The 12,462-nt window shown below is 69.8% G+C and carries 8 protein-coding genes; 4 read left to right on the top strand and 4 right to left on the bottom strand.

Features of this window, described 5'->3' with window-relative positions; translation table 11 throughout:
• The first annotated feature begins 252 nt into the window (after positions 1 to 252).
• From IEY99_RS22705 to IEY99_RS22685, 4 genes are all read left to right on the top strand, one after another.
• Entirely contained in the window at positions 253 to 591 is a 339-nt protein-coding gene (locus IEY99_RS22705) for a WXG100 family type VII secretion target (RefSeq protein ID WP_373293418.1), read from the top strand.
• A gap of 19 nt (positions 592 to 610) precedes the next feature.
• Positions 611 to 907: a WXG100 family type VII secretion target gene (locus tag IEY99_RS22700; RefSeq protein WP_189206046.1), complete on the top strand. Its 297-nt coding sequence runs from the start codon at positions 611 to 613 to the stop codon at positions 905 to 907.
• 804 nt (positions 908 to 1,711) lie between these two features.
• Positions 1,712 to 5,329, top strand: coding sequence for an SseB family protein (locus IEY99_RS34425; RefSeq protein WP_229799108.1), 3,618 nt, complete (start codon positions 1,712 to 1,714; stop codon positions 5,327 to 5,329).
• Complete coding sequence (locus tag IEY99_RS22685; protein WP_189206045.1) at positions 5,322 to 5,684, top strand: UCP033725 family protein; 363 nt, start codon at positions 5,322 to 5,324, stop codon at positions 5,682 to 5,684. Before IEY99_RS34425 ends, IEY99_RS22685 begins: the two co-directional genes overlap by 8 nt.
• Positions 5,685 to 5,775: 91 nt before the next feature.
• On the opposite strand, the gene IEY99_RS22680 is transcribed toward IEY99_RS22685, so the two are convergent.
• From IEY99_RS22680 to IEY99_RS22665, 4 genes are all read right to left on the bottom strand, one after another.
• Positions 5,776 to 6,696, bottom strand: a complete 921-nt coding sequence (locus IEY99_RS22680) for an alpha/beta fold hydrolase (RefSeq protein ID WP_189206044.1) — start codon at positions 6,694 to 6,696, stop codon at positions 5,776 to 5,778.
• Positions 6,697 to 6,720: 24 nt separating this feature from the next.
• Positions 6,721 to 7,221 (bottom strand): hypothetical protein, encoded by a 501-nt coding sequence (locus IEY99_RS22675; protein ID WP_189206043.1) that lies wholly within the window; start codon positions 7,219 to 7,221, stop codon positions 6,721 to 6,723.
• Positions 7,222 to 7,336: 115 nt separating this feature from the next.
• Positions 7,337 to 9,688 carry an immune inhibitor A domain-containing protein gene (locus tag IEY99_RS22670; protein WP_189206232.1) on the bottom strand — a complete coding sequence of 784 codons (2,352 nt, stop codon included), beginning with the start codon at positions 9,686 to 9,688 and terminating at the stop codon, positions 7,337 to 7,339.
• Positions 9,689 to 9,906: 218 nt separating this feature from the next.
• Positions 9,907 to 12,306 carry an immune inhibitor A domain-containing protein gene (locus IEY99_RS22665; RefSeq protein WP_229799106.1) on the bottom strand — a complete coding sequence of 800 codons (2,400 nt, stop codon included), beginning with the start codon at positions 12,304 to 12,306 and terminating at the stop codon, positions 9,907 to 9,909.
• Between the last annotated feature and the right edge of the window lie 156 nt (positions 12,307 to 12,462).

Genomic DNA, 12,462 nt, shown 5'->3' with positions numbered 1-12,462 from the left:
TGCGTTCGGTGATGGGAAAAGGTTGTGGATAACTGCGGCGTCGATATCCACAGGCCGGCACTCCGGGTTACCTTTGCCGCGTCCGGCGAGCTACGGTCACTGATCGGAACGGATAACGGCTGCTCAGGGGAGTCCCCCGCCACCTTGCGGGACGGGCTAACCTGGTGGCCACGTCAGTGCGCCGGCCCGGTCGTTCACCAGTTCGGCCGTCCAATGAGGACCCGGTGCAGGGCAGACGAAAGAGGAAGCGGGGTGACGTCCGGGGTGGCCCAGACGCAGGCAGAATCCGCGGTGATGGCGCAGACCGCCGCGAAGTTTGACCAGGTCAACAGCTCGTTGACCGCCATGCTCAACAAGCTCATGTCGGAGCTTTCGGTGCTTCAGACCGCGTGGGTGGGCGCTGGCGGCCGGGCGTTCGAGACGGTCAAGAACCAGTACCAGCGTGACCTGGCCGACCTGAACAAGGCCCTGGCCGACACCGCCGAAGCGATCCGCACGTCCGGTGTCGGCTACGAGAGCACCGACAGCGCAGCCGCGAGCACGGTGACCAAGTCCGGTGGCGGCGGCTACAGCCTGCCGCTCGAGAACTGACAGTGGGAAGGGTCACTCGATGAACGACGGTTTGCTTCGCGTGAACTTCGGCGCCCTGGCCCAGGCCGGCGCCGACATCCAGAAGGCCGTGAACGAGCTGGAGTCGCAGCTCGGTCAGCTCGAGGCCGACGCCCGTCCCCTGGTCGCGACCTGGGAAGGCAAGGCGCAGGAGGCGTACGCCCAGCGCCAGCAGAAGTGGACGACCGCGTCCACCGACCTGAAGAACATCCTCCGCGACATCAAGATCGCGGTGGACCAGGCGGCCCAGGACTACGCCACCACCGAGGGCAACGCGGAGAAGCGCTTCGCGGGCTGATGCGGGGAAAGGCCGGGGCCGCTCCAAGCGGTCGGTCCCGGCCTTTTTCGTTTCTGTACGGCCTGAGCGAGCTGTCCGGTGCCGAGCCTGATCCGGGTCGGGGCGGCAGGCGGCTGAGCCACGACGTCAGCCCGGTCCTTGCATGAGGTGATAGATCGGTGCCTCGGAGCGCTGGCAGTGGAGTCGCCCTGGGAGTGCTGGCGGGTGAAGTTGACGCCCGGAGCGCTCGCGTGGAGTCAGGACTCGGGCGCTGCGGAGCCCTCACCTGCGGGCGATGGGCGGTGGAGTCAGGGCGCTGGCGGTGGGGCCGGAGTGTCGAGTGCTGGCGGTGAAGCCGCGGTGCCCGGGGGCGCTGGCCGTCGAGCCGCGGTGCCCGGGGCGCTGGCGGTGGCGCCGGGGTGTCGAGTGCTGGCCGTGAAGCGGCGGTGCCGCGGCGCTGGCGGTGGAGTCAGGGCTCCGGGAGCGCTGGCGGTGGAGTCAGGGCTCCGGGAGCGCTGGCGGTGGAGCCAGGGCTCCGGGAGCGCCGGCCGGTCTGGATCGGGGCCTCAGGGGTGCTGACCCGGGCCCTGATGTGAGGGCGATATGGCGGTGACACGGATGAGGTGGTGCCGGGATAGTTACTGTTGAGTCGCGTCTTCCCGAATTGTGGCTACTTGTTGCCATGGGGAAGTGTCGCTGCGCGACTATTGCGGCGGTGGGGGAGTTGGTTCGCTGTATGCAAGCGGCCGCCCATTGTGATCGGGGCCTGACCTTGTAGGTTGTACGCGTTGAGGTGGCCCGTTCGCCGCGAAGGGAGAGGTGGACGTGACCGAGTGGGAACCGGCTACGGACGCCGAAGTCGCGATGCGCAACGCCCTGCGCACCGACGATCAGGAGTCCTACTTCCGCATTCTCGCCGGCGTCGACCTGCTTTTGCCCGTTTCGGCGGATGCCCTCGCCGGCCGCGCGCCGATGGGCTGGGGCACGTGGAGCACCGGCGGACGCACGCACGTGCTCGCCTTCACATCCTCCGAGGCCCTTCAGGCGTGCCTCTCCGACTACACCGGTTCCGCTCGGCGGGTCCCGTACGCGGAGCTCGCTGAGACCTGGCCCAACCTGGAATGGTGGCTGGCGGTCAACCCCGGCCTGCCCATCGAAGGCTACCTGCCGGCCTGGTTCGTTGCCCAGCTCAGCCGCGGTGACCTGCGGCTGCCCACCCGTGGGCCGGCTCGGGAGGGCGACGCCACCAGCCGGATCAAGGACATGCAGGCCGCCGCGCTCGCGGCCAACGCGGGCCAAGGCTTCGCATCACCGGCTTCCGGCGGTCCCGTATCGGCTGGCCAGGACCCCACTGAAGCAGCCGGTGGCGCGGCGGATCCCTACCACCGCGCCGGCGTGACAGGCCAGGGTGCCGGCGCGCCGGGGAGCGCCTACGGCCCTGCAGGACCCACCTACGGCACTGCGGACGCGCCCGGCCGTGCGGAAGGGTATGACGCGGCGACGTCGGGCGGCGGCGGGGCCTATGGCGCGGCGGCGACGTCGGGCGGCGGCGGGGGCTTTGGCGCGGCGGCGACGTCGGGCGGCGGGGGCTTTGGCGCGGCGGCGACGTCGGGCGGCGGTCCCAGCGGGAGTCCGGGTTCGAGCCGGTACGGCGACAGCGGCATGCCCGGAGCCCTGCCTTCCCGAGGTTCGTCCGCGTCCTCCGGCCCCGGGCAGAGTCCGGGTGGCCAGCCCCCGGTGGGTCCGGGCGGGCTTCCCGTTCGTACGCCGGGAGCCGTTCTGCCCAGCGGGCTGCCCTCACGTGTGCCGGCGACGCCTCCGGGGATGGGTGGGCCCGGCGGTTCCTCGACGTTCAGCGGCTTCACTCCGCCCGGAGGGGGCGGTCAGGAACGGGCACAGCCTCCGGAGTCGGCCGCCCCTGCTTCCGCGCCAGCGGGCTCGGACACATCCTCCGCCTCGGGCTCCAACGCGTTCTCTGCGCCAGGGCGCTCCGACGCATCCTCCACGCCGGGTTCCGACGCGTTTCTCGCGCCAGGGCGCTCCGACGCATCCTCCACGCCGGGTTCCGACGCGTTCCTCGCGCCAGGGCGCTCTGACGCGTCCGCCGCGCCAGGGCGCTCTGACGCGTCCGCCGCGCCGGGGAATGCTGCCGCAGCCCACGAGCCGGGGGGATCGCCCGTCTCGGGTGTGACGCCTGGTAGCGCCTTGGATGCGCTGGCGGGCAGGTCCGGCACTACGGCTCCGGCGGGCAGCCCCAGCGCACTCGAATCGCTCGGTCATCGCTCCGGCGCTCCCGGCGGGCAGGGGTCGGCTGCCGCTTCGTCGAGCGGCGGCGGTCAGGGCGGTGTGGGCGACATGGGCCTGCCTCCGTTGCAGCGGCCGGACGCGCCTTTGCCGACGCGTACGCCGATGGCGCAGACCCCGCCGCTGCCCGGTCACATCGCTGCCGCACGCCCGGCCGACGCCGGTGCCGGCACTCCGGGCTCGGGCGTCGGAGGCGGCGGAGCAAGTGAGGCGAGCGCTACCGCGGCCGGTGCTGCCGCCCCAGGCGCCACCGCGTCCGGCGCTACCACGGTCGGTGGCTCTGCCTCCGGCCCTGCCGCGTCCGGCGCTACGGCGGCCGGGAATGAGCAGGTCGGGCCTGGTGGGCTTCCCCGGCGACAGGTCACCTCGCCGTCCGAGCGTCCCGCCTCGATGGCGGAGGCCGCGCAGGCTCTGACCGCTCGCGGTGAAGCCGGCGCCTCCGCGACCAAGCCGCAGCCGGTCCCGGCCGAGGGGGCGCCGGACAAGGCCGGCGGTGTGCCGCGGTCCAGCATCGCTCCGCCTGTCATTCCGGGTGCGGGCGGCGCCAACCGGTCGGGCAGCTCGCTGGCTTCCGATTCCGCGGCGCGCGCGACGGCGATCACGCCTCCGGGAGCGACAGCCGGTAGTGGTCTGCCGACCCGCCCGGTCCCCGCGTCGACCCCTGGAGCGCCGGCCCGGCCCGCATCCGGCGGCGCCCCGGCCACCTCACCCGGGCCCGCAGCGGCCCCCGACGACGCCCGGCAGCAGGTCGCCGCCGAAGCCCCGGCCCGGCAGCAGCCCAGTGGCGAGGCCCGGCAGCAGGCCAGTGGCGAGGCCCGGCAGCAGGCTGACGGCGAGGCCCGGCAGCAGGTCAGCGGCGGGGCCGGGCGGCAGCAGGCGCCGGACCAGGCCTGGCAGCAGGCGCCTGACCAGGCCCGGAACGAGATCCCGAGCACGACCCCGGGCGAGCCGGTCACGCCTGGATCGGGTTACCCACAGGCGGGACGGCCGGAAGGCACCGATTCCGGCGCCGCCGGAGAAGACGGGCCGTTCGGGGGCGTTCCGGAGAGTCCGCGCCCGGAGCACGCCACGGCGTCCGGCGACGTCCAAGGCCGGCCTCCCGCACAGAACGATCCCGCAAGCCCGCGCTTCGGGGTCGGTGCGGCGGTGGACGAGGGGGACTTCCTTCCGGCCAACGAGGTCGAGCGCGATCTCTACTCCGCCACCCTCGACCACAGCAACGACGCCTTCCTCTCCACGCTGCTGCTGGCCACCGTTCTCGTGCCTGTCGCTTCCCATTCGCGGCCGGGGAGTGCGCCCGGGGAGGCCGGGTTCGTGTTCCGGACCGAGGATGTGGGTGACGATCGCTTCCTCGTCGTGTTCACCAGCCGCGATCGGTTGGGTGAGCACTACGCCGAGCCCGTCCGTACGGTCGCTGTCCGGTTTGTGGAGCTGATCCGGAACTGGCCTGATGCGTCCTGGTCCTTTGCGGTCAATCCCGGGTCCGCGGTCGGGGCGCGGTACCCCGGTCCGCAGGTCATCGCCCTCGCGAACTGGGCCCTCGAGGCCGGGTTGGGCGATGACCCGGCGGACGGCGACGCCGCTGGGCTGGAAGACGATGCGGCGGAGGATGCCGGCGCTGCGCAGCGCTCCGAGGAGCAGCCTGCCGCGATACCGACCACCATGCAGAAGATGGTCCCCGCCGAGCAGGTCGACTACTACCTCGAGCGGGGATATGACCGGGTCGCCGGTTTCGTGCATCGGGCCGCCGAGGTCGAGCACCTGCGGACGCCGGGGGAGATCTTCGCCGCGCTGGGCCTGCTCTACGACGGGTCGCCCTATCAGGCCGACGCCAAGGAGGCGTTCGTGCTCCGCTGGCCGGCTTACCGGCCCAGCCTCTACCGCATTCCGTACGGCGGGCAGAGCGAGCAGGCGCTGCGGGCCATGGACGGCTGGGTGATCGAGCGGCCGCCCTTCCGTGGCAACGGTTTCGCCCCTGGTGAGGGAAGCGATGTCATCGCCGAGTTCAAGGTGGACAGTGTCCGGCTGCCGCACGGGGCGCAGCTGTGGCGCGTCGACGCGGACGGCGGCGAGCGGGTGATCGCGATCTTCGACTGTGACGCTCCGATGTGGCGCAAGGTGGGCGAGGACGATGCGTGACGGGTACGTCGTGACGTGGCAGGGGCGCGAGTACGACGCCGCGCCCGACGGGCAGGACGTCCGGATCTACGCTCCGGAGCCGGGCGACGGCTTCGAGGAGGTGCGCCCGGGGCGCTACGTCCGGGTGCTGCAGGCCGGCGAGTTCAGCGATCTCGTGTACGTCCGCACGACCTGCTCGTGGCGCGGCCAGCCGTTCATCGTGCTGGCCGAGGCCGACAGCTGGCTGCGCGTGGAGTACACGGGCGGCCGGGCTCCGGTCGCGCGCTCGCTCGGGTTGGAGGAGTTCGACTTCGGCGTCTACCAGGGCTGGGCCCCGGCACACGAGGTCACCGAGCTCTACGAACACCGCGTCTGACGACACGGATCCGGTCGGGCCGACGAGTCGGGCGGGCGCGCCGACACCGAATCCAGGGCGTGTCGGCTGACGCGGACGGGTGGGGCGAGGGTCAGGACTTCAGCCAGCGCAGAACTTCGCCGGTCACCACGTCGGGCTGCTCGAGGTGCAGGAAGTGCCCCGCGTCCTCGATGAGTCGCCACTCGTACGGTGCGATGACATAGCGGCCGGAGCCCTGCGCCGTCCGGGGCAGGACCGCCGTGTCCAGCTCCCCGTGCATCTGCAGGGTCGGGGTGATCAGCGGGCGTTGCATCAGCTTCACGAAGCGGTAGCCCTGCAGGCGCAGCGCCGAGCGGAACACCCACCGGTACGCCTCCAGGGCGCAGAATGACGCCTGCGGAATCTGCATCGCCTCTCGGCAGCGGGCTGCGTACTCGGCGTATTCCGGTGTGCGCGTCCAGGTCGGACCGCTCCACCGCTCGATCAGTTGGCCGACCACCGCCGCGTCGTCCTTGGTCAGGACGTGTTCGTAGCGGGGGACCTGGAACTTCAGCGTCGGCGCGGTCGCCGCGATCTGGCCCCGGGGGTCGTTGAAGAGGGCCGCCCGCAGCCGCAGCGGGTGGGCCGCGCCGAGGACGACCAGGCGGCTCACCATCTTGGGGTGGAAGGCGGCCGCCGTCCAGCCGATCATGCCGCCGGCGCCCGAGCCGACGATCATCGCCGAGCGTTCGCCGAGGGCCCGGATCAGCCCGGTGACGTCGGCGGCCATGGTGTACCCGTCGTAGCCGCGCGGCGGTTTGTCGCTGGCGCCGTAGCCGCGCAGGTCCATCGCCACGGCCCGGAAGCCGGCGTCGGCGATCCGGGGCAGCATGTCGTGCCAGGACCACCAGAACTCCGGGAAGCCGTGCAGCAGCAGCACGAGCGGTCCGGTGCCGGCCTCGACGACGTGGAACCGGCTGCCGTTGGCGCCGACGAAACGGTGGGTCCAGGGGCCCTCCGTCAGGACGCATGCCTCGTCCACCCGCGAACTCATGCGCTCCAGCGTACGGGCCGCCGGCTACGAGATCTGTTCCACGGCCTCCATCTGCATCTGGGTGCCCTCGCCGCAGTTGATGCGGAGCTGGGAGGGTACGAGCCGGACGCGGACGTGGGCGCCCTTCATCAGGGGGGTGCCGGCGTCGGAGTAGACCGCGAACGGCTTGCCGTCGACGTCGGCGAAGCCGTAGCAGGGGCCGGTGCCGCCGCGGGTGATCCAGCCCTCGGTCCAGCCGGGGCTCTTGACGATGTCCGTGGGGGTCTTCGGGATGCCGGGCGGCTTGCGCACGCCGGGCGGCGCGCCGGTGGGGACCGAGTTGTGCGGCGTGGCCGCCGGCGACTTGGGAGACGCCGGGCCCGCCGGTGGGGAGGACGGCGCCGGCTGGGAGGGCGCGAGCGCCGAGGGCGCCGCGCTGGGCGTGACGGGCACGGAGTTGCCGGGAGCGGCGGTGTCCGTGGCGGAGCAGGCGGTCAGGAAGACGACGACCAGGGACGTTGCGGTGGCCGTACGGAAAAGGGACATGGTGTGGCACCTCCGTGAGTGAGACCCGGTTGCGGCGCGCCGGGTTCCCTGCTCGGGTGGGGAAAAGGGCGACGCCCGGGGGCCGAGGCCCCCGGGCGTCTGGTGGTGCGGTGGGTCAGGAGATGCGGATCTTGATCGAGGTGCCGTTCTGCTCGAGCACCTTGATCTTGACGCCCTTGGCCGGGAGCTTGACGCCCGTGGCCGGGAACTCGTCGTAGAAGTACTTCTTGGTGTCGTCGAAGGTCGACTGCGCGGCCTGGCCCCGGACGTAGCTGGCCTTGCCGTTGATGTGCAGCGTCATCGAGTCGGCCTTGGTCAGGCCGAACGGCGCGTCGTACATCTGGATCCGCGAGCGCCACGGCTGGCCCTCGAGGTTGTACAGCGGCTCCGGGTGCGAGTCGATGATCAGGTTGCGGCCCGATCCCGGGTGCACGTTGGTGTTGTTGTCGGGGACCGACGTGTCGTTGTAGGAGATCAGCAGACCCTGCTGGTACGCGAAGTGCTCGGCCCAGTCCGGCTTGGTGTTCGCCCAGCCGATGTTGTACGGGCCGGTCTTCAGGTACTTGTCGTACGACACGTAGGTGCGGTTGCCGGCGATGTAGAAGTTGTCGTACAGCGCCGTGATCGAGTTGCCGACGACCTGGAACTTGTCCGCGGTCCACTCCGGGGTGCCCTCGGCACCGTCGGTGGAGACAGCGGCACCGTCCGCCGTGATGGTCAGGTCGTCACCGAAGAAGCCGCCCGCGGAGACGCCACCGTCGGTGATGTAGTGCAGCCGGACCTGGATCTTCTTGCCGGCGTACGCGTCGAGCGGAACGTGGATGTTCTTCCACGCGCCACCGCTGGTGCCGGAGATCGTCGGGCGACCGGGCTCCGCGCCGTCCTTGCCGAAGGGCGCGCCGTCGATGGTGCCGTCGATCGGCGTCCAGTCCTTGCCGTTCTCGGACGCCTCGATGTAGAGGTAGTCGTAACCCTCTTCGATGTTGTAGCGACCCTTGAGGTCGAACGCCGCGCTGGTCTTGCCGGTCAGGTCGACCGCCTTGGTCAGCGAGGTGTTCAGGTCGTCCTCGTTGCCGGAGAAGTACTGCTTGGTGCCGGCGAACGGGGCGCCGAGGTCGGTGGTGACCTCCTTGTCCGGCAGGACGACGACCGCGGCCTGGGCCTTCTTGGTGTTGTACTCCTGCGGGCCGAGCTCGAGGGTCTTCTTCTGACCCGCGACGACGGTCTCGTAGTCGAGCCAGCCGAGCTGCATCTTGTTCCAGGCGCCGAGGTCGCCGGGACGCGTGCCGAGGGGCTCGCCGGCGGCGGACAGACGGCTCTGCGCCATCAGCGTCCAGTACTCGCTGTTCATGTTCGAGCCCTTGCCGGACGTGTCGTAGTCGTCCGGCAGGCCGAGGTCGTGGCCGTACTCGTGCGCGAAGACGCTCAGGCCGCCGTTCTCGGGCTGGACGGTGTAGTCACCGATCCAGATGCCCGTGTCACCGATCTGCGTACCGCCGGCCTTGTTGGTGGCCGGGCCGGTCACGCCGGCCGAGGTGTTGTACGCGTACCAGCGGTGCGCCCAGATGGCGTCCTCACCCTGCTGCGGGTCGCCGTCGGCCTGGTCGCCGCCGGCGTGGACGATCTGGAAGTGGTCGATGTAGCCGTCGGGCTCGTTGAAGTCGCCGTCGCCGTCGAAGTCGTAGCGGTCCCACTGGTCGAAGGACTGCATGTCGGCCTTGATCTGGGCGTCGGTGCGCCCGGCGGCCTTCTGGCTGGCGACCCACTGGTTGGCGGCGTCGGTGACGAGCGCCCACATGTTGGTGTCGGTGCAGGTGCCGGTGACGTCGCAGTCACGGCCGTAGCGGGCCTCGTTGTACTTGACCTTGACCCAGTCGGTGACCTTGCCCTCGACGCTGTACCGGCCCGAGGACTGCGCCTCGTAGTAGGTCTTCAGCGACTCGACGTTCTTGCCCTCGCCGAAGTACAGCTTCTCGTAGTGCGCCCGGTTGTAGTCGGGCTGCCACACCGTGGTGTTGTCCTTGGTGCGGTCCGGCGACGGGATCTTGTTGTGCAGCGGGCCCTCGAACGTCGTCGGGCCCGGGGTGTCCGGGTCGCTGTCGACGTCGGGGTAGTTGGGGTGCCGCTCGTTGCCGAACTCCGCCAGGATCACGAAGATCTTGTCGGTCCGCTCGCGGCCGAGCTCGACGTACTGGTCCTGGCCGCCCTTGGCCACGCGGCGGTTGGTCTCGCCACCACCACGGGTCTTGCCGACCTTCACAACGGTGCTGCCCTCGCGCTTCTGCGTCTTGGCTTCGCCCTTGAGGACGGCGCTGATGGCCTCCTCACGCAGTTCGCGGCGCTTGTCCTCGAACGGGTTGGGAAGCTCGTCGGCCGGGTCCGCCTTGACGACCTTCAGCGTTGTCGGCTCCACCGGGGGCGCCGCCTGTGCCACGGCCGGGAGCAGAGCCCCGAAGCTCGTGACCATCGCGGCGCCCAGTAGTCCAACGACTACTTTGCGCACTACGTACCTCCGTTGAACAAACCGCACGCCCCACGCAGCGAGCGGTGGCACAGGCCCTTGATCGGGGCTCCGGTGAACGTATGCAAAAAAATGGATGTGTGGAAGACCTCAGAAAAAAGTTTTTTGTAAACGGCGCGGCGCCCGGGGAAAAATCCCCGGGCGCCGTTCCTTATATCCCTAGATCACCCGATTTTGATCTTCATAGAAGTGTTATTGACATCGAGGACCTTGATCTTGACGCCGACCGCCGGCAGCTTTACGCCGTGGTTGGGCAGTTCGTCGTAGAAGTACTTCTTGGTGTCGTCGAACTGCGGCTGTGCGGCCTGGCCCCGGATGTAGCTGGGCTTACCGTTGATGTGCAGAGTGAACGAATCCGCCTTCTTCAGGCTGAACGGGGCGTCGTACACCTGGATGCGGGCCCGCCACGGCAGTCCTTCCAGGTTGTAGAACGGCGCCGGGTGCGCGTCGATGATCAGGTTGCGGCCCGATCCCGGGTGCACATTGGTGTTGTTGTCCACCTGCGAGGTGTCCCAGTACGAAATGAGCAGACCCTCCTGGTAGGAGTAGTGGTCCACCTTGTCCGGCAACGTCGGCTGGTAGCCGAAGAAGTACGGTCCGGTCTTGAGGTACTTGTCGTACGACACGTAGCTGCGGTGCCCGGCGATGTAGAAGTTGTCGAACAGCTCGGTCGAGGAGGACCCGACGATCGAGAAGCCGTCGAGCTCCCAGGTGGTGTCGCCCTCGGCGCCGTCGACCAGCACGGTGGCGCCGTCGGCGGTGATCGTGATGTCGTCACCGAAGAAGCCGCCCTCGGCGACGCCGCCGTCCGTCAGGTAGTGCAGGCGGAAGGTGATCTTCTTGCCGGCGTACGCGTTCAGCGGCACCGCGATGTCGGCCCACGCGCCGCCGGTGCTGCCGGTCAGGGCCGGGGTGCCGCTGGCGTCGCGCGGGAACGCCGCGCCGTTGAGCGTGCCGTCGAGGCGCGTCCACGTGGTGCCGTCGTCGGTCGACGCCTCGAAGTACAGGTAGTCGTAGTCCTCCTCGATGTCGTACCGGCCCTTGAGCGTGACGCCCGCGGTGGTCTTGCCGGTCAGGTCGATCTCCTGCGACATCGAGTTGTTGAGATCGTCGGCGTTGCCGGAGAAGAACTGACCCTCGCCGGCGAAGGGCGCACCGAGCTCGGTGGTGACCTCCTTGTCGGGCAGCACCACCACGACGCCCTGGGCCTTTGCCGTGTTGTACTCCTGCGGCCCGAGCTCCAGGGTCTTCTTCTGGCCCGCGACCACGGTCTCGTAGTCGAACCAGTTGAGCTGCATCTTGTTCCAGGCGCCGAGGTCACCCGGGCGGGTGCCGATGGCCTGGTCGCCCGCGGCGCTGAGCCGGCTCTGGGCCATCAGCGTCCAGTGCTCGTTGTTGTTGTCGCCGCCGCCGGAGGTGTCGTAGTCGTCCGGCAGGCCCAGGTCGTGGCCGTACTCGTGGACGAAGACGCTCAGGCCGCCGTTCTCCGGCTGGATGGTGTAGTCGCCGATCCAGATGCCGGTGTTGCCGATCTGCGTGCCGCCGAGCAGGTTGCCCGCCGGGCCGGTGCGGCCCTGGTCGGTGCCGAACGCGTACCAGCGGTGGCTCCAGATCGCGTCCTCGCCCTGCTGCGGGTCGCCGTCGGCGGCGTCGCCACCGGCGTGGACGATCTGGAAGTGGTCGATGTAGCCGTCGGCCTCGTTGAAGTTGCCGTCGTTGTCGAAGTCGTAGCGGTCGTACTGGTCGAACGACTTCATGTCCGCGGCGATCTCGGCGTCGGTGCGCCCGGCCGCCTGCTGGTCCGCGACCCACTTGTTCGCCGCGTCACGCACGAGCGCCCAGGTGTTGTTGCAGACGTTGCTGCCGCAGAGGTCGCGGCCGTACCGCGCCTCGTTGTAGTTGACCTTGACCCAGTCGGTGACCTCACCCTCGACGCTGTAGCGCCCGGAGGACTGCGTTTCGTAGTAGGTCTTGACCGACTCCTTGCCCGCGCCCTCGCCGAAGTACAGGTCCCGGTAGTACTGGGGGTTGTAGTCCGGCTGCCAGACCGTCGAGTTGTCGACCGCACGGTTCGGCGCGGGGATCTTGTTGTGCAGCGGGCCCTCGAACGTGGTCGGCCCGGCCACGTTCGGGTTGGAGTCGACGTCCGGGTAGTCCGGGTGCCGCTCGTTGCCGAACTCGGCCAGGATCACGAAGATCCGGTCGGTCCGCTCGCGGCCCAGCTCGACGTACTGGTCGGCGCCGGACTTGGCGATCTTGCGGTTGGTGGGACCCGATCCCTGGGTCCGGCCGACCTTGACGACCGTGCTGCCGTTCCGCTTTATCGCTTTCGCCTTGCCGCTGGCGACGTCGGCGACGGCCTGCTCGCGCAGTGCCCGGCGCTTGTCCTCCAGCGGGTGGGGGAGATCGTCCACATGTGTCGCGTCGGCCTTGGCCGCCGGTGTGGGATCGACCGGCGGGGCAGCGGTGGCGCCGGCCGGAATCAGGATTCCGACGCTGGTCACCATCGCGGCGCCGAGCAGTCCTACGACCACCTTGCGCACTACGTATACCTCCGTTGGCATGACCGCGCGCTGTTGTACAGCGACGGCGGTGGACCGCCTCGGGTTCGAGGCTGAAGGAGAACGTATGCAAATAGAGCGATGCATCGGAAGGGTCCTAACGGATTGATCATGGTTGATTGCAATCCGTGGCTGCGGCATCGCGCGTATACCGGCAAA

Origin of the sequence: Couchioplanes azureus, from assembly GCF_014648355.1 — a bacterium.
GTDB classification, from domain to species: Bacteria; Actinomycetota; Actinomycetes; order Mycobacteriales; family Micromonosporaceae; genus Actinoplanes; species Actinoplanes azureus.
Note: the sequence above shows the minus strand (reverse complement) of the source record. Positions and strands in the feature narration are given on the sequence as shown.